25 protein-coding genes are annotated in these 20,824 nt (G+C 66.9%); 6 read left to right on the top strand and 19 right to left on the bottom strand.

Translation table 11 applies throughout. The annotated features are described in order from the left end of the window. Nucleotide 1: 1 nt before the first annotated feature. The 10 genes from ACH13J_RS09415 to ACH13J_RS09370 form a co-directional block, all read right to left on the bottom strand. A complete protein-coding gene (locus ACH13J_RS09415) occupies nucleotides 2–445 on the bottom strand; it encodes a molybdenum cofactor biosynthesis protein MoaE (RefSeq protein WP_397543075.1) in 444 nt (147 codons plus the stop codon). A gap of 4 nt (nucleotides 446–449) precedes the next feature. Continuing rightward, nucleotides 450–695: a molybdopterin converting factor subunit 1 gene (gene moaD, locus ACH13J_RS09410; RefSeq protein ID WP_397543074.1), complete on the bottom strand. Its 246-nt coding sequence runs from the start codon at nucleotides 693–695 to the stop codon at nucleotides 450–452. Nucleotides 696–698: 3 nt separating this feature from the next. After that, nucleotides 699–1,358, bottom strand: coding sequence for a CDP-diacylglycerol--glycerol-3-phosphate 3-phosphatidyltransferase (pgsA, locus tag ACH13J_RS09405; RefSeq protein WP_397543073.1), 660 nt, complete (start codon nucleotides 1,356–1,358; stop codon nucleotides 699–701). Between the two features lie 131 nt (nucleotides 1,359–1,489). Further along, nucleotides 1,490–3,358: an excinuclease ABC subunit UvrC gene (uvrC, locus tag ACH13J_RS09400; protein WP_397543072.1), complete on the bottom strand. Its 1,869-nt coding sequence runs from the start codon at nucleotides 3,356–3,358 to the stop codon at nucleotides 1,490–1,492. Nucleotides 3,359–3,641: 283 nt separating this feature from the next. After that, nucleotides 3,642–4,424 carry an SDR family oxidoreductase gene (locus ACH13J_RS09395; protein ID WP_397543071.1) on the bottom strand — a complete coding sequence of 261 codons (783 nt, stop codon included), beginning with the start codon at nucleotides 4,422–4,424 and terminating at the stop codon, nucleotides 3,642–3,644. 10 nt (nucleotides 4,425–4,434) lie between these two features. Beyond that, nucleotides 4,435–5,397 carry a calcium/sodium antiporter gene (locus tag ACH13J_RS09390; RefSeq protein WP_397543070.1) on the bottom strand — a complete coding sequence of 321 codons (963 nt, stop codon included), beginning with the start codon at nucleotides 5,395–5,397 and terminating at the stop codon, nucleotides 4,435–4,437. Next, nucleotides 5,394–5,564 carry a hypothetical protein gene (locus ACH13J_RS09385; RefSeq protein ID WP_397543069.1) on the bottom strand — a complete coding sequence of 57 codons (171 nt, stop codon included), beginning with the start codon at nucleotides 5,562–5,564 and terminating at the stop codon, nucleotides 5,394–5,396. The genes ACH13J_RS09390 and ACH13J_RS09385 overlap by 4 nt, the downstream gene beginning before the upstream one ends. Nucleotide 5,565: 1 nt before the next feature. Then, the gene (locus ACH13J_RS09380) at nucleotides 5,566–6,363 is read right to left on the bottom strand and encodes a S49 family peptidase (protein ID WP_397543109.1); all 798 of its coding nucleotides are present in this window, start codon (nucleotides 6,361–6,363) and stop codon (nucleotides 5,566–5,568) included. Nucleotides 6,364–6,487: 124 nt separating this feature from the next. Beyond that, complete coding sequence (locus ACH13J_RS09375; protein WP_397543068.1) at nucleotides 6,488–7,249, bottom strand: ABC transporter permease; 762 nt, start codon at nucleotides 7,247–7,249, stop codon at nucleotides 6,488–6,490. Beyond that, nucleotides 7,246–8,175 carry an ATP-binding cassette domain-containing protein gene (locus tag ACH13J_RS09370; protein WP_397543067.1) on the bottom strand — a complete coding sequence of 310 codons (930 nt, stop codon included), beginning with the start codon at nucleotides 8,173–8,175 and terminating at the stop codon, nucleotides 7,246–7,248. The genes ACH13J_RS09375 and ACH13J_RS09370 overlap by 4 nt, the downstream gene beginning before the upstream one ends. 273 nt (nucleotides 8,176–8,448) lie before the next feature. Here ACH13J_RS09370 and ACH13J_RS09365 point away from each other — a divergent pair, with 273 nt between their 5' ends. Further along, nucleotides 8,449–9,150, top strand: coding sequence for a GDSL-type esterase/lipase family protein (locus ACH13J_RS09365; RefSeq protein ID WP_397543066.1), 702 nt, complete (start codon nucleotides 8,449–8,451; stop codon nucleotides 9,148–9,150). A gap of 39 nt (nucleotides 9,151–9,189) precedes the next feature. On the opposite strand, the gene ACH13J_RS09360 is transcribed toward ACH13J_RS09365, so the two are convergent. Continuing rightward, on the bottom strand, nucleotides 9,190–9,693 hold the full coding sequence (locus tag ACH13J_RS09360; protein WP_397543065.1) for an SRPBCC domain-containing protein: 504 nt from the start codon (nucleotides 9,691–9,693) through the stop codon (nucleotides 9,190–9,192). Nucleotides 9,694–9,850: 157 nt separating this feature from the next. On the opposite strand from ACH13J_RS09360, the gene ACH13J_RS09355 reads away from it, so the two are divergent. Continuing rightward, the gene (locus ACH13J_RS09355; RefSeq protein WP_397543064.1) at nucleotides 9,851–10,840 is read left to right on the top strand and encodes an EamA family transporter; all 990 of its coding nucleotides are present in this window, start codon (nucleotides 9,851–9,853) and stop codon (nucleotides 10,838–10,840) included. Between the two features lie 48 nt (nucleotides 10,841–10,888). Beyond that, nucleotides 10,889–11,983: a CoA transferase gene (locus tag ACH13J_RS09350; protein ID WP_397543063.1), complete on the top strand. Its 1,095-nt coding sequence runs from the start codon at nucleotides 10,889–10,891 to the stop codon at nucleotides 11,981–11,983. Here the strand turns inward: ACH13J_RS09350 and ACH13J_RS09345 are convergent. The 4 genes from ACH13J_RS09345 to rbfA form a co-directional block, all read right to left on the bottom strand. After that, nucleotides 11,957–12,556, bottom strand: a complete 600-nt coding sequence (locus ACH13J_RS09345; RefSeq protein WP_397543062.1) for a DUF1643 domain-containing protein — start codon at nucleotides 12,554–12,556, stop codon at nucleotides 11,957–11,959. The two genes, ACH13J_RS09350 and ACH13J_RS09345, sit on opposite strands and share 27 nt — an antisense overlap. 4 nt (nucleotides 12,557–12,560) lie before the next feature. Further along, the gene (truB, locus tag ACH13J_RS09340) at nucleotides 12,561–13,481 is read right to left on the bottom strand and encodes a tRNA pseudouridine(55) synthase TruB (RefSeq protein ID WP_397543061.1); all 921 of its coding nucleotides are present in this window, start codon (nucleotides 13,479–13,481) and stop codon (nucleotides 12,561–12,563) included. A gap of 63 nt (nucleotides 13,482–13,544) precedes the next feature. Next, complete coding sequence (locus ACH13J_RS09335) at nucleotides 13,545–14,279, bottom strand: phosphodiester glycosidase family protein (protein ID WP_397543060.1); 735 nt, start codon at nucleotides 14,277–14,279, stop codon at nucleotides 13,545–13,547. Nucleotides 14,280–14,284: 5 nt separating this feature from the next. Then, entirely contained in the window at nucleotides 14,285–14,680 is a 396-nt protein-coding gene (gene rbfA, locus ACH13J_RS09330; RefSeq protein ID WP_397543059.1) for a 30S ribosome-binding factor RbfA, read from the bottom strand. 86 nt (nucleotides 14,681–14,766) lie between these two features. Between rbfA and dapB the strand changes: the two genes are divergently transcribed. Continuing rightward, nucleotides 14,767–15,585 carry a 4-hydroxy-tetrahydrodipicolinate reductase gene (gene dapB / locus ACH13J_RS09325; protein WP_397543058.1) on the top strand — a complete coding sequence of 273 codons (819 nt, stop codon included), beginning with the start codon at nucleotides 14,767–14,769 and terminating at the stop codon, nucleotides 15,583–15,585. Nucleotides 15,586–15,639: 54 nt separating this feature from the next. Next, complete coding sequence (locus ACH13J_RS09320) at nucleotides 15,640–15,993, top strand: dihydrodipicolinate reductase (RefSeq protein ID WP_397543057.1); 354 nt, start codon at nucleotides 15,640–15,642, stop codon at nucleotides 15,991–15,993. Nucleotides 15,994–16,005: 12 nt separating this feature from the next. On the opposite strand, the gene ACH13J_RS09315 is transcribed toward ACH13J_RS09320, so the two are convergent. After that, nucleotides 16,006–16,182: a DUF1674 domain-containing protein gene (locus ACH13J_RS09315; protein WP_397543056.1), complete on the bottom strand. Its 177-nt coding sequence runs from the start codon at nucleotides 16,180–16,182 to the stop codon at nucleotides 16,006–16,008. Nucleotides 16,183–16,252: 70 nt separating this feature from the next. Between ACH13J_RS09315 and ACH13J_RS09310 the strand changes: the two genes are divergently transcribed. Beyond that, nucleotides 16,253–17,527, top strand: a complete 1,275-nt coding sequence (locus ACH13J_RS09310) for a transcription antitermination factor NusB (RefSeq protein WP_397543055.1) — start codon at nucleotides 16,253–16,255, stop codon at nucleotides 17,525–17,527. A gap of 23 nt (nucleotides 17,528–17,550) precedes the next feature. Here the strand turns inward: ACH13J_RS09310 and ACH13J_RS09305 are convergent, their stop codons facing one another. The 3 genes from ACH13J_RS09305 to mobA are packed head-to-tail and all read right to left on the bottom strand — an operon-like array spanning nucleotide 17,551 to nucleotide 20,803. After that, nucleotides 17,551–19,674 carry a molybdopterin-binding protein gene (locus ACH13J_RS09305; RefSeq protein WP_397543054.1) on the bottom strand — a complete coding sequence of 708 codons (2,124 nt, stop codon included), beginning with the start codon at nucleotides 19,672–19,674 and terminating at the stop codon, nucleotides 17,551–17,553. Next, on the bottom strand, nucleotides 19,671–20,162 hold the full coding sequence (mobB, locus tag ACH13J_RS09300; protein WP_397543053.1) for a molybdopterin-guanine dinucleotide biosynthesis protein B: 492 nt from the start codon (nucleotides 20,160–20,162) through the stop codon (nucleotides 19,671–19,673). Before mobB ends, ACH13J_RS09305 begins: the two co-directional genes overlap by 4 nt. Next, entirely contained in the window at nucleotides 20,159–20,803 is a 645-nt protein-coding gene (gene mobA / locus ACH13J_RS09295) for a molybdenum cofactor guanylyltransferase MobA (protein ID WP_397543052.1), read from the bottom strand. Before mobA ends, mobB begins: the two co-directional genes overlap by 4 nt. Between the last annotated feature and the right edge of the window lie 21 nt (nucleotides 20,804–20,824).

The following is a 20,824-nucleotide window of genomic DNA, read 5'->3' as shown; positions in this document are numbered from 1 at the left end:
GCTACCAGCGGTCGAGTGCTTCCTCGTCCTCGGACCGTGCCGCGACCCACGCAGTGCCGTCGCGCGCGATCTCCTTCTTCCAGAAGGGCGCGCGCGATTTCAGGTAATCCATGAGGAATTCGGCGGCCTGGAACGCATCCGCACGGTGCGGCGCCGACGTGGCGACCATCATGATCATCTCTTGCGGCTCCAGCGGCCCGAAACGATGGATCACGCAGATGTCACCTGTCTGCCAGCGCGCCGCCGCCTCACCTGCGATCTGGCCGATGGCCTTTTCCGTCATGCCCGGATAGTGCTCGATTTCCATGGCCTTCAACCCGCCGCCGGGCAGGTCGCGCACGATGCCCGAAAAAGTGACCACGGCGCCCATGCCAGCCTGCCGCGCGGCAAAGGCGCCCGCCTCGCGCCCGAGATCGAACGGCTCGCGCTGAACGCGGATATCCATTTTCTCAGCCCCCGGTCATCGGCGGAAAGAACGCCACTTCGCGCGCCTCGGCCAGCGGCGCGTCGAAATCCGCAAGTTCCTGGTCCACCGCCACGCGCAGGGCGCCCAGGTCCTCGAAGGCGGCGGCGTACCGCGCTTCCCGCGCGCGCAGCTCCTCGACCAGGTCACGGACCGTCACGGCCCCCGTCTCGACCCGTTCCCGCGGCTGGCCGATCCGTTCCCGGACCCATGCGAAATACAGCACGTCCATCTCTCAATCCCTCAGATACGGCACCGCCTTGCGGAAATAGTCGATGCCGCTGATAAGCGTTAGCGCCGCCGCGAGCCAGAGCAGCCAAAGGCCGAGGTTCCCGCTCCAGACCATGCCTTCAAGCTTCCACCTGAGGCCGTGCAGATCCTCTTCCTCCCCGGTCAGGATGGCATCGACCATCGCCTGATCCATTCCGGCGGTGCTGGCCCACAGATAGTGCTCGAACACGCCCTGTGCAAAGAGCACGGCGATCGCGATCATCTGCGCGGTGGTCTTCCACTTGGCCAGCCGCGTCACCTTGAGCGTACCGGCCATGTCACCGAGGAATTCGCGCAGGCCGCTGACGAACACCTCGCGGAACAGGATCACCGTCGCCGGCAGCACCAGCCACGGCGACATGCTGGAATATCCCACGATCACCATCAGCGCGACCACGACCATCGCCTTGTCCGCGATGGGGTCCAGCATTGTGCCCAGCTTGGTCGTCTGCTTCCACATGCGGGCGAGGTAGCCATCGAACCAGTCGGTGATCGCGGCGCCCACGAACAGCACCAGAGCGAACCAGTCGGCCCAGGGCCGGGTGAAGTACAGAAACATCACCGCAACACCCGGGGCCGCCAGCAACCGGAGCGTGGTCAGCACGTTGGGAATGGTCCATGTCATGCGCCCTGTCTAGCCCGGATCGCGGGGCGGGGAAAGGGACAGCGCGCGCCCCGCAACCGCGATTTCAAGGCATGGGGATGCGGGGGGCACCCGGCGCTTGTGCGCCCTTTCACGACTGGCGGCACGCCTTTCTAGCCCTTGGGGTGGAAATGGTCATACACCTTCTGCGCCAGCGCCTCCGACACGCCGTCGACGGCCTTCAGGTCGGCCAGCGCGGCGCGGCTGACGGCCTTGGCCGACCCGAAATGTGCAAGAAGCGCACGCTTTCGCGCCGCGCCGACACCGGGGATCTCGTCCAACGGCGAGGCACCGACGCCCTTGGCGCGCTTTGCCCGGTGGGTGCCGATGGCGAAACGGTGCGCCTCGTCCCTGAGCCGCTGGATGAAGTAGAGGACGGGATCGTTGTGGCGCAGCGCCATCGGCCGCCGTCCCTCTCGATGGAATTCCTCCTTGCCGTGGTCCCGGTCAATGCCCTTGGCCACACCGACAACGGCCATGTTCTCGACCCCCAGTTCGCGCAGGATCCCGTTCACCGCGCTTACCTGACCGGCGCCGCCGTCGATCAGCAACAGGTCGGGCCAGTGCCCCTCCGCCCGGCTCGGATCTTCCTTCAGCAGCCGTTTGAAACGCCGGGTCAGCACCTCCTTCATCATGCCGAAATCATCGCCCGGCGTCAGATCCTCGCCGCGGATATTGAACTTGCGGTACTGGCTCTTCACGAACCCGTCCGGTCCGGCGACGATCATCGCCCCAACCGCGTTCGTGCCCTGGATATGGCTGTTGTCGTAAACCTCGATCCGCGACGGCGCCTCTTCGAGTCCGAACGCCTCGGCCACGCCCCGCAGCAGCCGCGCCTGCGTCGCCGTTTCCGACATCTTGCGCGCAAGGCTTTCGCGGGCATTGCGCAGCGCGCTGTCGACCATCTCGGCCTTTTCGCCGCGCTTGGGCACGAGGATATCCACCTTGCCCCCCCGCTTGCCGGACAATGCATCGGCCATCGTCTCGGTGCTTTCGATGGCATGGGACAGGATCAGCTGCCGCGGGGGCTCCTTGTTGTCGTAGAACTGGCCGATGAACGCCTCCAGCACCTCGGCCTCTTCGACGTCCGCGCCGACGCGCGGGTAGAAATCGTTGTTGCCCCAGTTCTGGCCCGCCCGGATGAAGAAAACCTGCACACAGGCCTGCCCGTTTTCCAGGTGCAGCGCGAGGAGGTCGGCCTCCCTGACCGTGCGGGGATTGATGCCTTGCGCCGTCTGAACCTGCGTGAGCGCCTTTATCCGGTCGCGCAGGGCCGCGGCGCGCTCGAACTCCATCGCTTCGGACGCTTCTTGCATCTGGGCCTTGAGTTTCTCCTGCACCGCCGTCGACCGGCCCGAGAGATAACGCTCCGCATCCGCCACCTGGGCGGCGTAATCCTCCTTGGAAATGTAGCCGACGCAGGGTGCCGTGCACCGCTTGATCTGGTACTGCAGGCAGGGGCGCGTGCGGGTTTCGAACATCGAGTCCGAGCAATTTCGCAGCTGGAACACCTTCTGCAGCTGCGCCAGCGTCCGGTTGACCGCGCCGGCGCTGGCAAAGGGGCCGTAATAGGCGCCCTTGTGCTTGCGCGCGCCCCTGTGCTTGCGGATCATCGGGAAGTCATGGTCCGTCACGAGGATGTCGGGAAAGCTCTTGTCGTCGCGCAGCAGCACGTTGTAGCGCGGCTTGAGTTGCTTGATGAGGTTCTGCTCCAGCAGCAGCGCCTCGGTCTCGGTCGCCGTGGTCAGGAACATCATCGACGCCGTTTCGGAAATCATGCGGGCGATCCGCGGCGTATGGCCCGTAGGCCGTGCGTAGCTGGATACCCGCGCGCGCAGGTTGCGCGCCTTGCCGACATAGAGCACGCGCGCCTGCGCATCGAGCATGCGGTATACGCCCGGCGACGCATCCAGGGTCTTGAGATAGCCCTGGATTACCTCGTGCCCGGCCGGCGGCGCTGTCTCGGGAGTACGGGAACTCATCACGCTCTACCTATGATTCCATCGCTTGGCTGCAATCTCCGTACGGATATATCAAGGGGAAACGTGTCCACGGATCCTGTGGATAAACCTGGAGACAAGTTTGTGGCATCGGAAAATTTCCGTTGCATTCGGACCATTTCGCCGAAGTGCCCAAAAATTAGGCGCAATTTTAACGCATTGATTTAAAACAATATTTTTTTGCCCAAATACAAATCACTGAAAACGTTAAAACTTTTGTAACGTCTCACGGCGGAAATGTCCTGTCGTGCATAACTCCCGGCGCTCATTGCTCGACACCGTCCGTGTCGGGGGTTTGCCAGCCAAGGTGCTGACCGCCATCCACGCAGATCAGCTGGCCGGTGACGGCCTTGGCCTCCAGCAGATAGCCCAGCGCGGCGATCACGTCGTCGGGGTCCGCGCCACGGCCCAGGACGGTGGCCGCGCGCTGCCGACGGAACTGCTCGGCCGTCTGGCGTGGCCCTTGCAGGGTTGGGCCCGGCCCGATGGCGTTCACCCTTACCCGCGGCGCCAACGCCTGCGCCGCCGTGCGGGTCATGGCCCACAGCCCCATCTTGGCGATGGTGTAACTCATGAACTCCGGCGTCAGCTTGCGCACGCGCTGATCGATCATGTTGACGACCAGCCCCTGCGCCAGCGGCTCGCCATCGGCATCGTCCAGCGGCGCGGGCACCTGGGCGGCAAGTGCCTGCGTCAGCACGAAGGGCGCGCGCAGGTTGCTTTCCATGTGACGGTCCCAGCTTTCGCGCGTCGCAGTCTCGATCGCGTCGAACTCGAAGATCGAGGCGTTGTTGACGAGCGTGCCCACGGCACCGCCAAGCGCCCCGGCGGCGCGCGGCAGCAGCGACTGCACTTGCGCCTCGTCGAGCAGGTCCGCCTGCAGCGCAACGGCTTGCCGGCCCATCTCCTGAATCTCCGTGACGACCTCGGATGCCTCTCCTGCCGACGACGCGTAATGCACGGCCACGTCATGTCCGCGCCGCGCCAGCTCCAGCGCCATCGCGCGGCCAAGCCGCTTGGCCGCCCCCGTTACCAGTGCTCGTGCCATGCCCGTTTCCTCAACTCAGTATGAACGTGACATAGACCACGTAGAGCACGGTCAAGGCGATTCCCCACAACCGGCCCATATCCATGCGGAAGAAAACGAACGGGATGATCAGCAGCGACGCTGCCAGCATCACCCAAAGGTCGAACAAGAGGAACTCGCGCCCCACCGGGATGGGCGCCACCAGCGTCGTGATGCCGATGATGGCCAGCAGGTTGAACATGTTGGAGCCGATCACGTTGCCAAGCGCCACGTCGGCCTGACGGCGTATCGCGGCCATCACCGTCGTCGCGAGTTCCGGCAAGGAAGTGCCAAGCGCCACGAGCGTAAGCCCGATGATCGAGTCGCTCACCCCGTAACGCCGGGCAATGACCGAGGCATTGTCCACCAGAAGATCCGCCCCGAGGGGCAGGCCGACCAGCCCGAGCACGAGAAAGACGAATATCTGCCACCATGGCATGTCGGGATCGGCCCCCTCGACATCGTCGGGCGATTCCGCGGCCAGATCCATGGCCGCCGAATCACGGCGATGCTGTCGCGCATCGCGGAACGCGTCCCCAAGGACGTAGGCCAACAGCGCCAACAAAACCGCCCCGGCCAACGCATCGAATTCCCCACGGAACGCCAAGGCGATGAACAGCAGGGAGGCCGCGATCATCACCACGTAGGTCTTGCGGCTGTCGCACTCGCTGGTGTGCAGTCCGGCCAGCAAAGCGGGCACCCCCAGCACCAGAAGGATGTTCGCCGTGTTCGATCCCACGACATTGCCCAGCGCGAGCCCGGGCTTGTCCTCCATCACCGCATTGATCGAGATGATCAGCTCCGGCGCCGAGGTGCCGAAGGCCACGATCGTCAGGCTGACGATAAGCGCCGGCACCCCGATCCGCAGGCTGAGGTTCACCGCCCCCTTCACCAGCGCATCCCCCGCCAGCAGCAGGATCAGCAGCCCCAGGCCTGCCAGCAGCCATACGGTCATTTACGCTTGCCTTTGCGGCAGGCGCACGGCCCCTTGCCGATCCGGAAGCGGCCACAACCGGGGCAGCGGGCCGAGGCCAGCTTTTGCTGCCCGGGAAAGCGCAGCTTGCCGAACATGGCCAGGACGGCCATGAACACGAGGAACAATATGACGATCTTCACGATCACGTCAGAGGCCGAAACGGGCATAGGCCGCCCGCTCCTCGACCGCGGCGATCGCGTCCTCGGCCATGGTCGCGCCGAAACGCAGGAAAAGGGGCCGCTTGCGCGTGTAACTGGCAAAGCGCACCTTCTCGCCGTAAAGCTCCTTCAGCTTGGGCACGACATGCGCGATGCCGTCCACGAGCCCCAGCTCGACCGCGCGACCGCCCAGCCAGAACTCGCCGGTGAACAGCTCCTGCCTCTCGGCCAGACGGTCCCCCCGACGGTCCCTGACCTGCTGCTTGAAGCTTTCGTGCATCTGGTCCAGCAATCCCTTCAGGCGGTTCACGTCCTCCTCCTTCTCGGGCAGGAACGGGTCCAGCATGCTCTTGGACTTTCCAGCGGTGTAGACACGGCGCTCCACTCCCTGCCGGGCCAGAAGCACATGGGCGCCGAAGCCCGCCGAGATCACGCCGAGCGAGCCCACGATAGAGCCCTGGTCAACCCAGATGTCATCCGCCGCCGTGGCCAGCCAGTAGCCCCCCGACGCCGCGACATCCTCGACGAAGGCATGCACCGGCACTGCCTTTTCCTCGGCAAGTCGCCGGATGCGGGCGGCGATCAGGGATGACTGAACGGGCGAGCCGCCGGGCGAGTTGATCACAAGCGCGACGGCCTTCGGCTTGCCCCGCTTGAACGCCTTTTCGATGATCGGGGCCATCGCCTCGTCATTCAGCTGCGCGCGCCCGCCGGATCCGATGGCGCCGGTCAGGCGGATGACAGCAACCAGCGGGCCACGGTCAAGGAAAGGCAGTTTGAGTTCCATCCGCCCGATGTAGAATGCTGCGGCGGGCATAACAAGGCGCGGCGCGCTCGACATTCCCGGGCTCGGGGGATTTTTCCGTGCGCGGCGGCAATCAGGTCACGCGGGGGGCCCTTTCCTGTCGCCGTCAGGACCTCAGGCGATACCCCGTCTTGAAGATGAGCCACACCAGCGCGAGGCATATCGCAGTGAACAGCGCGATGGCCAGCAGGCTGAGCCCCACCGGTACGTCCGCCTGGCCGAAGAATGCCCAGCGGAACCCCGAGATGAGATAGACGACCGGGTTGAACAGCGTGATCGTCTGCCAAACCGGCGGCAGCATGGAAATCGAGTAGAACGAGCCGCCAAGAAAGACGAGCGGTGTGATGATCAGCAGCGGAACCAGTTGCAGCTGCTCGAAATTCTGCGCCCAGATGCCGATGATGAACCCGAAGAGCGAGAACGAGAGGCAGGTAAGCAAAAGGAACGCCACCATCGCCAGCGGGCTCTGGATCGTCAGGTCGACGAACAGCGACGAGGTACCCAGGATCACAAGGCCGATGAACAGCGCCTTGGTCGCGGCAGCGCCCACGTAGCCCAGGACCACCTCGAAAAAGTTGACCGGCGCCGACAACAGCTCGAATATGGTGCCGATGAATTTCGGGAAATAGATCCCGAAAGACGCGTTGGTGATCGACTGGGTCATGACCGACAGCATGATCAGCCCCGGCACGATGAAAGAACCGTAACTCACGCCCTCGACCTGATCGATCCGGCTGCCGATGGCTGCGCCGAATACCACGAAGTAGAGGGACGTGGAAATCACGGGCGAGACGAAGCTTTGCAAGAGCGTGCGGAAAAAGCGCGACATCTCGAATGCGTAGATTGCCCGGATCGCCCTTAGATTCATTCCGCGTCCTCCTTGACCAGCCCGACGAAGATGTCCTCAAGGCTCGATTGCGAGGTCTGTATGTCGTCGAGCGCGATGCCTTCGGCGGCAAGCTTCTGCAGCAGGCGCGTGATGCCCGTCCGGTGCGCGCCGGTGGCATAGCTGTAGCTCAGCGTTCTGCCGTCCTTCGACAGCTCCAGCCCGTAATCGTCCAATGCCGCGGGCACCCTGTCGATCGGGTCGGTCAGATAGATCCGCAGGGTCTTGCGCCCCATGCGGGTCATCAGCGCCTCCTTCTGCTCGACCAGCAGGATCTCGCCCTTGTTGATCACCGCGACGCGGTCGGCGATGGCCTCGGCCTCCTCGATGTAATGCGTGGTCAGGATGATCGTCACACCGCTTTGCTTGAGCCCGTCGACCACCGCCCACATGTCGCGGCGCAACTCCACGTCGACGCCCGCCGTCGGCTCGTCGAGGAACAGCACCCGGGGCTCGTGGCACAGCGCCTTGGCGATCAGTACGCGCCGTTTCATGCCGCCGGAGAGTTCCATGATCTTGGCGTGGCGCTTGTCCCAGAGCGACAGCTGGCGGAGCGTCCGTTCGATCACGGCCTCGTCGCGCGGCTTGCCGAAAAGCCCGCGGGAAAAGCGCACCGTCTTGATGACCTTCTCGAACGGTTCCAGCGAAATTTCCTGCGGCACCAGCCCGATCATCGCGCGGGCGGCGCGGTAATCGGCCACGATGTCGTGTCCGCCGACACGTGCCGTCCCGCCCGTCGGCATGGTGATGCCGCAAAGCGCGGAAATGAGCGTTGTCTTGCCCGCGCCGTTGGGGCCCAGAAGCGCGAGGATCTCGCCATCCTCGATCTGCAACGACACGCCGTCGAGCGCACGAAACCCGTCGTCGTAAATCTTGCTGAGGTTTCTGACATCGACGACCGGCGCCATGATCCTTCCTTTCAAGCACGGGTTCTGCGCAACGTAGACCGTGAAAACCAAAGTGCAATTGCGCCTTGCGGCAGCCGGGGGTGTGCAAAAATCGCCAAATCGTGCATTCCACGGATGATTGTTTCAGCAGCGGGAACGCGGCCCGAAACTTGTTGAAAACCGAGCACGTTGGTGCCAGTTTCCGGCCTTGGGGGCGCCACGGTTGAGGCCGAGGGTTGGGAACGACGGGCCAACCCGGCCATTCAGCCACGACGTGAGACGGACCCTGATCGAATGTTCATTGCACGATTGTTCAAGCTGGCGGCGGCCGCTCTCTTGCTGGCGGGATGCGGCGAATCCGTTAGCCGCGATTTCCCCTCGCGCATCCTCGTTGTCGGGGATTCCATGCTGGCATCGCATCGCATGTCCGATCTCGCCGTCGCGGACCACATGGAAGACACTCTTAGCGAACCCGTGGTCGACCGCTCCGTGATCGGCGCGCGCTATTTCCATCCACTGCCCATCTCGGGCAGCGCGGGGCTCAACATCGCCAAGCAGTATGTCCCCGGCGACTGGGACTGGGTCGTGGTCAACGGCGGGGGCAACGACCTGTGGCTGGGGTGCGGCTGCATGGCGTGTGACGGTCGGCTTGACCGGCTGATTTCCGAGGACGGGCGCAAGGGGCGCATTCCCGGTTTCCTGTCGAAACTGCGCCAGTCCGGCGCACAGGTGGTCTATGTGGGCTATCTGCGCAGCCCCGGCAGCGGCTCGCTGATCGAGCACTGCCGCGACGAGGGGGCGGAACTGGAACGCCGCGTCGCCCGGCTTGCCGGGCTGGACGCGGGGGTACATTATCTCTCGCTGCAGGATCTGGTACCGCATGGCGACAGATCCTTCCACGCGGTGGACATGATCCATCCTTCGGTCAAGGGCAGCAACGCCATTGCGCGGCGGGTGGCGGACCTTATCCGGTCGCGGCAGATCGGGTCCCGGTGACGGCCGCGCACGGCGCGCATGACGGCGCCCCCCGCGCCGTCACGAGATCAGGCGCTTGAGCCATCCTTTCTTTTCCGCCTCCTGGCCCTCGTCCTCGGACTTGGGCCCCTCGATCACCTCTTCGAGGCGGCTGAAGAACCGGTCGGCCATCTTCTTGGCGAAACCGTCCACGATGCGGCTGCCCAGCTGCGCCAGCTTGCCGCCCACCTTGGCCTCCACGTCGTAAGCGACCAGCGTGCCGGTTTCCGTCTCCGTCAGGGTCACGTCAGCGCTGCCCTTGGCGAAACCGGCCGCGCCGCCCTTGCCCTCGCCGGTCAGCGTCAGCTTTTCCGGCTCGACCATGTCTGAGAAGGTGACATACCCCTTGAAGGTCGCCTTGACGGGGCCGACCTTCTGCGTGACCACCGCCTCGAACCCCTCCTCGGGCGAACCCGTCACCTCCTGTGCGCCGGAAACGCATTCCTTCAGCACCTCCGGGCGCATCAGGGCCGCCCAGACCGTGGCCCGGTCGGCGCTGATCTCGCGTTCGTCACTCATGTGCATGGGGCACGGCTCCTTCCTGTCGCATCCGGCGCCAGCCTAGCGCAGCCCATGCCCCGGGGGAAGCCCTCCGCCCCGCGGGACGCGTCATCAAAACTGTCGCAAACGGACATGGCAACGCCGCGGCGGCCGTGCTACGGCCCAGGGGAAAGGACATGCCATGACGACGGCGCAGACGCGGCTGCAGAACCCCACGGCGGGGATCGCCTTCATCCTGCTGGGCGTGCTGGCGATCTCGGTCAACGACATGCTGATCAAGTTCCTTTCGGGCGGGTACCCGCTGCACCAGATGGTGTTCACCCGCTCGGTCATCGGCATCTGTTTCAGCCTTGCGATCGTGCAAATCGAGGGCGGCTGGCATATCCTGCGCACGAGAACACCGGGACTGCATGTGCTGCGCTGCCTGTTGATCGTGACCGCCAACATGACCTTCTTCGCCGCGCTTGCCGTGCTGCCGCTGGCCGAGGCCACGGCGGTGTTCTTCGTGGCCCCGCTCATGATCACGCTGCTGTCTATTCCCTTGCTGGGCGAAAAGGTCGGCCCGCTTCGGATCGGGGCGGTGGTCGTCGGTCTTCTGGGCGTGGTCGTCATGACCCGGCCATGGGACAGCGGTGCCGCGCGTGACGTGCCGGTGATCGTCTATTTGCTGCCGGTGGTGGCGGCGCTGGCCTATGCGCTCAACCAGGTTCTGACCCGCAAACTCGGCGTGGCGTCAAAGGCCTCGGCCATGGCGGTCTACATCCAGGGCGGGTTCATCGCCGTCAGCGTCCTCTTCTGGGCCGCGGCCGGTGACGGCCGGTTTGCCGAGGGGGTTGGCAACGAAAGCCTCGTTTTCCTTCTACGCGAATGGACATGGCCCACGGGGCGGGACGTGTGGCTCTTCGTCGGCCTCGGTTTCAATTCCGCTATCATCGGCTACTGCCTCAGCGCCGCCTACCGCGTGGCCGACGCGGCAACCGTGGCACCGTTCGAGTATGTCGGCCTGCCGCTGGCGATATTCTGGGGCTGGGCCGTTTGGGGCGAATTGCCGGGGCCCGTCGTGATGGCCGGCATCGCGCTGATCCTCGGGGCGGGGCTGTTCGTTTTCCTGCGCGAGCAGCAGAAGAAGCGGTACCTGGTGACCAGCCGGCGCATCCACCGCCGCTATTGATACGCCGCTTGCCGCGGTTACACTGGCCCGCAACCGGGAGGACAGGACATGCTGGGCGGCATTCGCGTGGTCGAGATCGAGGGCCTTGGGCCGGGTCCATTCGCCGGGATGATGCTGGCCGACCTCGGGGCCGAGGTGATCGTCGTCCACCGCCCTGCCGCCGCGAATCCGACGGCGGATGGCCCCACGCTGCTGGATCGCGGCAAGCGGTCCATCGTTCTTGACCTCAAGGACAGCGACGACCGCGAAACGGCACGCGCCCTCGTCGACTCAGCCGACGCGCTGATCGAGGGGTTCCGGCCCGGCGTGATGGAACGCCTCGGCCTCGGGCCCGAGTCCTTTTCAGACAGCAACCCGGCGCTCGTCTATGGCCGGATGACGGGCTGGGGCCAGGACGGGCCGCGCGCCTCCACGGCCGGCCATGACCTCAACTACATCGCCACCTCCGGGGCTTTGTGGTACGCGGGTGCGCCAGGCGAGACGCCGGTCACGCCGCCGACGCTGGTGGGTGACGTGGGCGGCGGGGCGCTCTATCTCGTGGCGGGTCTTCTCGCGGGGCTGCTGGAGGCCCGGCAGACGGGAAAGGGCACGGTCGTGGACGCCGCCATCGTCGACGGGTCGGCGCACATGATGGCCCTGCTGATGTCCATGGCGCCGTCCGGCAACCTCGTGCCCGAGCGGGGGCAAAGCCTGCTGGACGGGCCGCACTGGTGCCGCTGCTACGCCTGCGCGGATGGCGGGTGGATCAGCGTCCAGTGCCTGGAGCCGAAATTCTACGCCGAGTTCCTGCGCCTGCTGGGCCTTGGCGACGATCCGGGCTTCTCGGTGCAATATGACAGCGAGACGTGGCCCGTTCAGACGGCCCGTCTTGCCGGTATCTTCGCAGAACGTCCGCTGTCGCACTGGGCCGCTCTATTCGCGGGGTCGGATGCCTGCGTCGCCCCGGTTCTGTCGCCGGACGCGGCCAAGCGCGACCCGCACATGGCGCAGCGCGGGACATGGCTGCAGGATGATGGCGGTCTTCAGCCGGCGCCGGCACCGCGTTTCGGCGGGCCGCCGCCGCGCCCGGGCGAACCGCCGGTGCGCGGCGCGGACTCTGCCGCGATCCGCCGCGAACTAGACGCCAGGGTCACCGCCGGCTGAGTCGCCCTGTAACGGAAACGGCACGAGCGGCGCATCGTTGCGGATATAGAGCGGATGCTTGGGCGAGCCGTCCTTGTTGAGGCCGAGACAGACCAGGGGCCGCCCGGTTTCGCGCAGTGCCTTCAGCATCCTGTCGACGATAGCGGCGTACCGCTTGTGCACCCGCCCATAGGCCAGCACGATCGCCTCGGACTGGTTCGCCATCTCCAGAAGGGCCGGCAGGTTGCCGGGGCTGCAGGCGATATCGGGATCGTGCGGGATGTCGCGGGGGGAGGTGGCCCGCCAGTCGAGGATGTTGCCCTTTAGGTAGCGCGTGTAGCCCAACCGCCGCGCGCGGTCGGTTTCGCGCGCGCAGGTCGGATCCTGGTGCGTCGCGCCTGCGACGCTGGGGTTCAGCCCGACGAACATCAGCGTCCGCGGCGTTTCACCTTGCGGCGTCCAGTCCCGCTCGAGAAGCTGGCGATAGCGGCCGCAGTGCGAATACCGCGCGTCCCCGCGCACATCCTCTGGCAGTGCGATCCGGGTCTTGCCCCCCGGGTCATGCAGCTTGTCGGGATCGAAATCCTCGCTCACGCGCTCACGCCTCCAGCGGGCCGGTGTTGAACACGCGTGACGGGTGCAGTTCGCCGGCGCGGAAACGTCCCACCGCCACGGCCCGGCCTTTGCGGGACGCCCAGCATTCCTCGCCATAGGCAACGTCACGCGCGATCACCATGCCGGGGTTGCCGTTACGCAGGCGCACCGCGCCCTCCTCCGTGCAAGAGACCTCGGGCAGCTCGGCCAAGCCATCCTCCAGCGGGCGCAGGTAGGTATCCAGTTCGGGCGTCTGCGCCAGCCGGTCGATGTCATCGATGGTCAGGCCATCCTCGGCCTCGAACGGCCCGGACCATGTCCGCCGCAGCCAAGCCACGTGACCGTGACATCCCAGTGCCTCGCCCAGATCCCGGGCCAGCGCCCGCACGTACCCTCCCTTGCCGCAAACCATCTCGAGCGTCACGTGGTCGGCGTCCGGGCGGTCGGTCATCACCAGTTCCTCGACCCACAGAGGCCGCGCCTCGATATCGACGTCCTCGCCCTCGCGCGCCAGCTTGTAGGCGCGTTGGCCGTCGATCTTGACGGCCGAATACTTGGGCGGCACCTGCATTATCTCGCCAAGAAACGGCGACAGCGCCTGCTTGATCTCGTCGTCGGAAGGGCGTGCCGTGGACGTGGCGATCACTTCTCCTTCCGCGTCGTCGGTGTTGGTTGCCTCGCCCAGCCGCACGGAAAACTCGTACGCCTTCAAGGCATCCGTCACGTAGGGGACGGTCTTTGTCGCCTCGCCCAGCGCCACCGCCAGGACCCCTGTCGCCGCCGGATCCAGCGTGCCGGCATGACCGGCCTTGCGGGCCTGCAGCGCCCAGCGGACCTTGTTGACCACCGCGGTCGACGTCATGCCGGCGGGCTTGTCCACCACCAGCCAACCCGAAATGTCACGGCCCTTGCGTTTGCGTCCCATGCGCGCTGCGCCCCTGTTTTCCGCTGAAAGCTGCGGGCTACCAAGGCCTGCACAGCGCGTCAATCACTCGGCCGGCGCCACCGCACCCACGATCGGCCCCATCGGAAAGCCACCGTCGTACCGATCGATCTGGGGTGCGTACAGCCGCGAGATGTTGCCATCGAAATAAAGCGCCTGCCGCGCGCCCAACCGGTCGCGGAAAAGCCGGCCGAACAGGTGAAAATTGACCGGTTCCTCGGAAATGGCGAACCATGCCGTGCGGCCGTCGGCCGACGTACCCACCCCGTTTCGCACGTAACGGCTGTTGCTGTCCTTCAGGAACCGCGGGTGCAGTTCGCCATCGATCACCAGCATCGGACCCGACTGCGTGGCATGGCGACAGGCCGGGGACTCGCGCAGGTAGCGCCGCGTCTCGATCACCCGTGCCCAGCCGTCGCCGATGCAGAACACTCCGTTGGGCAGCAGCCCGAAATTTCCCGGTCCGTCGGAACTTATGACCGGTGCGGCCTCCTCGCCGTCCTCGATGTAGTGTCCGACGGGGCTGCGATCCTGATGGTACATGCCGGCATTCATGGCGAACATCAGCCGCCGCCCTTCATCCGACAGGCGATCCTCGACGTTCTTGAAACTGCCCAGGGGGCGCCCCGTATCGGGATCGTCGAGGAAAAGACGCAGCTCCGTTCTGGCGGCATCGACCCGGCAAATCGTGAACGCGGCCCCGTCGTGGGTCAATGCCCGGCATTCAAGCGCCTCTGCCGGCAGGGCGAACAGCGAAAGCAGCACGACCAGCCAGCGCACGGTCGCTACCCCTCGACATCCCGGCGCACCTTGTCCTGCGCGAAAAGCCGGCGGGTCTCGTCCATCCGGTCGAACGTCTCGTCGATGCGGAAACGCAGATCGGGCGCGAACTTAAGCGACAATTCCTTGCCGATGATCCGGCGCAGCTCTCCCTTGTTGCGCGCCAAGAGCCCGATCACCTCGTCCTGACCCTCGCCCCCCAGCGGCAGGACATAGGCGGTCGCCACCTTGAGGTCGGGAGAGGCGCGCACCTCGCCCACGGTGACCGACAGGCGGTTGAGGTCCGGATCGTGGATATCACCGCGCATGAGGACCTCAGACAAGGTCCTGCGGATCAACTCGCCCACGCGCAGCTGCCGCTGCGAGGGTCCGGGGCCGTCATTGAACCTGTTCTTCGCCATGCCCAAGCATCTAAAGCCTTGGCCGGACTTTGCCAAGCGATGATCGGTGCGCTAGGCAAGGCAAAAAGGATGCGAGGAGATCGACAATGACGGATGGGCCGGGGATCGTGGTTACGGGCGCGTCGGGTCGCATGGGGCGAATGCTGATCCAGACCGTGGCCGAAAGCCCCCGCGCGCGGTTGGTGGGCGCGCTGGAACACGCGGGTCACGAGTGGATAGGACAGGATGTCGGCACCGCGATGGGCGGCGCGCCTCTTGGCGTAAAGGTGGGCGATGACCCGCTCGAGGCGATCGCGAAGGCCCATGCGGTGATCGACTTCACCGCGCCCGCGGCGACGGTCGAATTCGCCGGGCTCGCAGCGCAGGCGCGCTGCGTGCACGTGATCGGCACCACCGGCATGACCGGCGACGACCTAGCCGCGATTGCGGCCGCCGCGCGGCACGCGACGGTGGTGCGCGCGGGCAACATGAGCCTTGGCGTGAACCTCCTCGTGCAGCTGACGAAACAGGTCGCGGCCGCGCTTGACGAAGACTATGACATCGAGGTGATAGAGGCGCATCACAACCAGAAGGTCGACGCGCCCTCGGGCACCGCGCTGATGCTGGGCGAGGCCGCGGCCGAGGCGCGCGGCGTGGCGCTCGACACCGTGGCCGACCGCGGCCGCGACGGCATCACCGGCAAGCGCGAGCGCGGGCATATCGGTTTTCACGCCGTACGCGGCGGCGACATCGTGGGCGAGCACGACGTGATGTTCGCCACCGAGGGCGAACGCATTATCCTGCGCCACGTCGCCAGCGACCGCCGGGTGTTCGCGCGCGGCGCGCTCAAGGCCGCGCTATGGGGGCAGGGGCGCAAGCCCGGCGAATACGACATGACCGATGTCCTCGGACTCGGCAAAGAGTGATCCGGCCGGCCACGCGCGTCGTAGACACCGTGCCGAACCACAGGATACAAGCGCATGAAACGGATCGTATTGTTCGCCATCAGCATTGCATTCGGCGGCCCGGCCGCCGCGGAGGGATTCGTGCAGGTGAAGCAGCGGGACGCTTTCGTGTCCCTGATGCAAGGGCGGGAACTGACCCGCTTCGGGATAAAGCTGACCGTCACGCCTGACGGCCAGATCGACGGGCGCGCGTTCGGACGCGAGGTTCGGGGTGCATGGCAATGGCGTTCAGGCTATTTCTGCCGCGATCTTTACTGGGGACAGATGCAGTTGGACCCGAACTGCCAAGCGGTGAAGGTCAAGGACCGCACCGTTCGGTTCATATCGGATCAGGGCGCGGGCGAGCACGCCGATCTACGGCTGCGCTGACGGAACCGCGCATCAGAAATCGATCGCCAGCCCCTTGTTCTCCCAATCGCCATAGCGCACGGGCTCGGGGCCTTCGCGGCCGCCCAGCTCCTTGGGGAGCTCCTTCGCATCCGCGTTGCGGCGCCGTTCCTCGGCCTCGGCAAGCGCGCGTTGCGCGGCCGGCGGCAGGTCTTTTTTCTGCTCATCCATGGTCGGGCTTCCTCTCTGCTTGCCCGGTTGATATATGCCGCGCCGGACCGAAGGCCAAGGAAATCCGAACATGCCCGCCCTGCAGCCGACAGCCCGCACCGCCGCGGTCGCCCTGCTGGATGCCGTCCTGCAAGAGGGGCGGCTGATCTCCGACCTCGTTGGCGGCGAAACGCTCGCCGGGCTGCCCCCCGCAGATCGGGCCCGCGCGCAGAGACTGGCGGTAGACACCCTGCGCGGGATGGAGCGGACCGACCGGCTGATCGACCGGCATCTCCGCAAGAAGCCGCCGCTGCATGTCCGCAACATATTGCGCCTTGGGGCGCATGAGCTTTGCACGGGGGGCGACCCGCACGGCGTGGTGAACGAACTCGTGGCCCTTGCGGCACGTCATCGCAGGCACGGCCGGCTCAAGGGTCTCGTCAACGCGGTGCTGCGCAAGATCGCCGATGGCGGCGGCGCCTCCTGGAATGACCTGCGCGTGCCACGCCTGCCGGGCTGGCTGCGCGATCCGCTGGTCAACGCGTGGGGCTCGGGCACGGTTGCCGCGATGGAAAAGGCCCATTTTGCCGGCGCGCCGCTCGACCTGACGGCCAGGGACGACACGGCGGCCGTCGCCGCCGAGCTGGGCGGCACGTTGCTGCCCACTGGCACCGTGCGCCTGACCGATGCCGGTCAGGTCTCTGCCCTGCCCGGCTTTGCCGAGGGCCGCTGGTGGGTGCAGGACGCCGCCGCGGCGCTCCCCGCCCGCCTGTTGGCCCCGCAGCCGGGCCAGAGCGTGCTTGACCTGTGCGCAGCGCCGGGTGGCAAGGCACTGCAACTGGCGGCGACCGGGGCCGACGTCACGGCCCTCGATATCTCCGAAAGCCGGATGGCCCGCCTGCGCGAGAACCTCGCGCGCACGCGGCTGGCGGCTGACTGCGTCGTCGAGGACGCGCTGGACCATCAGGGCGGCCCCTACGACGCGGTGCTGCTGGATGCGCCCTGCTCGGCCACGGGCACGATCCGGCGCCACCCTGACCTGCCCCATGCGCGCGACGGGACCGGCATAGACGGTCTGATCGCGCTTCAGGCACGGATGATCGACCACGCGCTGACCCTGCTCCGGCCGGGCGGAAGACTGGTGTTCTGCACCTGTTCGCTGCTGCCTGACGAGGGGGAATGCCAGGTCGAGGAGGCCCTCGCGCGGCACGCGACCCTGACAGCGGATCGCGGCGCGCTTGATCACCCGTGGGTGGAACCCGGCTGGATCACCGAGGAGGGCGGGCTGCGCCTGCGCCCCGATTACTGGCCCGACAGGGGCGGCATGGACGGATTCTATATCGCGGTGCTGCGGCACGGCGGATAGGCAATGGCGGGGTCGCGCGCCGGTCAGGCGAAACTGCCGAAGGGAATGTAGCGCACAGGGTCGCCCGGCGCGATCTCGGCGGCCCCGTCGGGCAGCTCCACCAGCCCCTCTGCCCAGCTGAGCCCGCTGATCCGCCCCGACCCTTCGGATTTGAACACCTCTGCCCTGCCCTCGCGCATTCTCGCCCGCAGGTATTCGCGCCGCCCGGGTTTCTTCGACTTGGAAAACCCGGCCGGCACATCAAAGCCCTGTGGCTCTCGCCACCCCTGCCCGGCGAGGCAGGCCATGGCCGGGCGCGCGAACACGAGGGTGCAGACCATGGCCGCCACCGGGTTGCCGGGGAGGCCGAAAACAGGTGTGCCGGACCACACGCCCATGGCCAGCGGACGGCCCGGCTTGATCGCGACGCGCCACTGCGCCATCGCGCCGCTCTCGTTGAGCAGGGCCGAGACATGGTCCTCGTCCCCGGCCGACGCACCGCCGGAGGTCAGGATCACGTCCGCGCCCGCGGCGCCGCGGTCCAGCGCCGCGCGCAGCGCCGCCCGGTCATCGGGGACACGCCCCAGGTCGCGGGCCACATACCCGAAATCGCGGATCAGCCCGGTCAGCATGGGGCGGTTGGCGTCGAATATCTGCCCGGCACCGGCGCTCTCGCCCGGCTCGGCCAGCTCGTCCCCCGTGGACAGCACGGCCACGGTCAGCTTTTCATGCACCGGCAATTCGCCGACACCGACGGCGGCCGCCAGCGCAAGATCGGCGGGCGTCACCACGCGCCCCGCCTCCAGCACAGCCTGGCCGGCCTCGACATCCTCGCCTGCGTTTCGGGTGTTGGCACCGGGCTTGATGCCCGGGCGGAACGCGATCTCACCGTCCCCAAGGGTCACGTCTTCTTCCAGGATCACGGTATCGACACCGTCGGGGAGTGGCGCCCCGGTAAGAATGCGCAGCGCGTGGCCCGCCGGGACGGTTCGGGGATGGGGGGCGCCGGCCGCCGCGCGTCCCGGCACCATCGGCAGGACCTGATCGCCCGGCCCAAGCGCCGCGTGGGCGAATCCGTACCCGTCTACAGCCGAGTTGGCCCGCGGCGGGTTGGATCGCCGCGCCACCACGGGCGCGGCAAGGACACGGCCCTGCGCCTCGGCCAGCGGTACGGTGACCTCGCGCACGACCGGGCGCAACCTGTCGCGCAACAGCGCCAGAGCCTCGTCCACGGGCGTCCAGTCCACGCCGGCCGGCAGGGCGAAACAGTCGTCGCGCAGCGGCGGCGGCTCGGGCCGCTTGCGCTCTTCCGCGAGCTCGGTGAGCAGACCGCCACGGCCGGCCCCGAGCACCCATCCCTCCTCGTCGGCCTCGGCCGGCGGATCCGTCAGGAGGGCGTCCAGCCTGTCCAACGGCAGACGCGCCAGCGCCCGCGCCATGAGCCTGACCTGATGCGCGTCCCGGATGCCCCCCGCGGCCTCGGCCCGCTTCACAACCGGTTCGATCAGGCCCGGCCATGTTTCGGCCAGCACGACGCGCGCGCCCTGCCAGTCCTCGAACGGCCAGGCAGCGACGCCGTCAATCCGGCGCAGCCGCGCCAGCATCGGCAACCCCATGAGCGCCTGGCTGCCGACCGTCGGGTGATAGCACAGCTGGAAACAACTGCTCGAGGTCCCCGCAACACGGTCGCAGCGGCGTTTTTCGGCAATGCCGCCTGCGGGCATGTCCGGCTTGCGATAGGGAATGCCCGGCCAGCGGTCGCGGTGCGTCTTGCCCCAGAATGGACCCGGGCGGTCGAAGGCGGCGTTCATTCGCTCGGCCACGTCGAAGCGGTTGTTCTCGCCGGTCTCGCGATCGGTGACGCGCTCCGCGAGCCAGTCCCAAAGCAGCAAGGGGTCGTCCGACCCCGTGACATGGCGGGCAAAGCCGCGTGGATAGCCGAACGGGAAATCGAATGCCGCGAGCAGGCGCCGACCGGCGGCCATCTCCTCGCGGAAAAGCCGTGATATGGTCGCCTCCGCCTCCGTGCGGCTGCGGCAATAGATCGGCTCCTGCGGCCCCTCCGTCGTGGCGAGCGCCATCCAGATCGCGTCCTTGGACGGGGTCAGCGGAGCGCGCCTGCTTGCCGCCGACCAGTCGACGACCAGAACGCTGTCGAATCCCGTCACAGCCCCACCTCTGCAAGAATGAAATCCGCGATCGCGCGGGTATCGCCGAGGTCGAACACCGGCCGGTCGATATTCAGGGCCCCGTCGCTGGCCACGGCGCGCACGGTGGGATCGCCCGGCGCGATCAGGTCATGGCCCGCCGCGGCGCGGTACGCCTCGACCTTGGGGTGCGCGTGGCGCTTGTACCCTTCGACAAGCACCAGGTCGACAGGCGCCAGACGCGCAAGCAGCGCGTCAAGGTCCGGCTCCGGTGCCCCGCGCAACTCGTGCATGATGGCAAAGCGGCGGGCCGAGGCAAGCACCACCTCGGTCGCCCCGGCGGCGCGGTGGCGATGGCTGTCGGTGCCCGGCTGGTCCACGTCGACCGCGTGATGGGCGTGCTTTATGGTCGAGACGGTCAGCCCGCGGCCGCTGATCTCGGCCACCAGACGCTCCATCAGGCCCGTCTTGCCGGCGTTCTTCCACCCGACCACGCCGAAGACGATCATGAGGCACGTCCCAGAATGGCTTGTGCCGTGACGAGGTCCCCGGGCGTGTTGACGTTGAAGAACGGATCGCCGGGATCGTCGAACACCGCCTCGCGTCCGTCATGTTTCTCTGTCCAGAGCACAACCTTGCGCAGGCCGTCATCCAGCGCGGCGCGCAGGTCGTGGCGCAGCGCGACCGGCCAAAGACCAAAGGTCGGATGACGGATCAGGCCCGATCCGCTCATGGATTTCGTTTCCTCCGCCCCGTTGCGCGGTGTCGCCGCCAGTACGAGCGGGCGATCCATTCCCTCTGCGACATATAGCAGGCGCGCAACCAGGTCGCAGGGAAAGAAGGGCGTGTCCGCCGCCACTGTCACGATGGTCTCGGCCCCCTCCTCGGCGGCCCAGTCAAGCCCGGCCAGAACACCGGCCAGCGGGCCGGGCCGGTCGGCAACCGGATCGGGCAGCACCGGCAGGTCAAAGCCGGAAAACCGCGATGCGTCTCCGTTTGCGTTCAGGGCAAGGCCTCGTACCTGCGGCGCAAGCCGGTCGATGACGCGGGACAGGATCGTGGCGCCGCCAAGGGTGAGCAACCCCTTGTCGCCGCCACCCATCCGCGTGGCCCGCCCCCCGGCAAGGATCACGCCCAATGGCTGCTTCATCCTGACACTCCCGTTGCAGCC

Source organism: Roseovarius salis, from assembly GCF_044472985.1.
GTDB lineage: Bacteria > Pseudomonadota > Alphaproteobacteria > Rhodobacterales > Rhodobacteraceae > Roseovarius > Roseovarius salis.
The sequence above is the reverse complement of the archived record's forward strand: the minus strand, read 5'-3'. Positions and strand labels throughout refer to the sequence as shown.

Bases quoted from the DNA above. Each gene is read 5' to 3' on its own strand.
- ACH13J_RS09355 (WP_397543064.1), top strand. From the start codon at position 9,851: ATGACGACGGCGCAGACGCGGCTGCAGAACCCCACGGCGGGGATCGCC.
- ACH13J_RS09370 (WP_397543067.1), bottom strand. From the start codon at position 8,175: ATGGCGCCGGTCGTCGATGTCAGAAACCTCAGCAAGATTTACGACGAC.
- ACH13J_RS09360 (WP_397543065.1), bottom strand. From the start codon at position 9,693: ATGCACATGAGTGACGAACGCGAGATCAGCGCCGACCGGGCCACGGTC.
- ACH13J_RS09310 (WP_397543055.1), top strand. From the start codon at position 16,253: ATGCCCGCCCTGCAGCCGACAGCCCGCACCGCCGCGGTCGCCCTGCTG.
- rbfA (WP_397543059.1), bottom strand. From the start codon at position 14,680: ATGGCGAAGAACAGGTTCAATGACGGCCCCGGACCCTCGCAGCGGCAG.
- ACH13J_RS09380 (WP_397543109.1), bottom strand. From the start codon at position 6,363: ATGGAACTCAAACTGCCTTTCCTTGACCGTGGCCCGCTGGTTGCTGTC.
- ACH13J_RS09365 (WP_397543066.1), top strand. From the start codon at position 8,449: ATGTTCATTGCACGATTGTTCAAGCTGGCGGCGGCCGCTCTCTTGCTG.
- mobA (WP_397543052.1), bottom strand. From the start codon at position 20,803: ATGAAGCAGCCATTGGGCGTGATCCTTGCCGGGGGGCGGGCCACGCGG.
- truB (WP_397543061.1), bottom strand. From the start codon at position 13,481: ATGGGACGCAAACGCAAGGGCCGTGACATTTCGGGTTGGCTGGTGGTG.
- ACH13J_RS09375 (WP_397543068.1), bottom strand. From the start codon at position 7,249: ATGAATCTAAGGGCGATCCGGGCAATCTACGCATTCGAGATGTCGCGC.
- pgsA (WP_397543073.1), bottom strand. From the start codon at position 1,358: ATGACATGGACCATTCCCAACGTGCTGACCACGCTCCGGTTGCTGGCG.
- ACH13J_RS09320 (WP_397543057.1), top strand. From the start codon at position 15,640: ATGAAACGGATCGTATTGTTCGCCATCAGCATTGCATTCGGCGGCCCG.
- ACH13J_RS09390 (WP_397543070.1), bottom strand. From the start codon at position 5,397: ATGACCGTATGGCTGCTGGCAGGCCTGGGGCTGCTGATCCTGCTGCTG.
- mobB (WP_397543053.1), bottom strand. From the start codon at position 20,162: ATGATCGTCTTCGGCGTGGTCGGGTGGAAGAACGCCGGCAAGACGGGC.
- ACH13J_RS09315 (WP_397543056.1), bottom strand. From the start codon at position 16,182: ATGGATGAGCAGAAAAAAGACCTGCCGCCGGCCGCGCAACGCGCGCTT.
- moaD (WP_397543074.1), bottom strand. From the start codon at position 695: ATGGACGTGCTGTATTTCGCATGGGTCCGGGAACGGATCGGCCAGCCG.
- ACH13J_RS09350 (WP_397543063.1), top strand. From the start codon at position 10,889: ATGCTGGGCGGCATTCGCGTGGTCGAGATCGAGGGCCTTGGGCCGGGT.
- uvrC (WP_397543072.1), bottom strand. From the start codon at position 3,358: ATGAGTTCCCGTACTCCCGAGACAGCGCCGCCGGCCGGGCACGAGGTA.
- dapB (WP_397543058.1), top strand. From the start codon at position 14,767: ATGACGGATGGGCCGGGGATCGTGGTTACGGGCGCGTCGGGTCGCATG.
- ACH13J_RS09415 (WP_397543075.1), bottom strand. From the start codon at position 445: ATGGATATCCGCGTTCAGCGCGAGCCGTTCGATCTCGGGCGCGAGGCG.
- ACH13J_RS09395 (WP_397543071.1), bottom strand. From the start codon at position 4,424: ATGGCACGAGCACTGGTAACGGGGGCGGCCAAGCGGCTTGGCCGCGCG.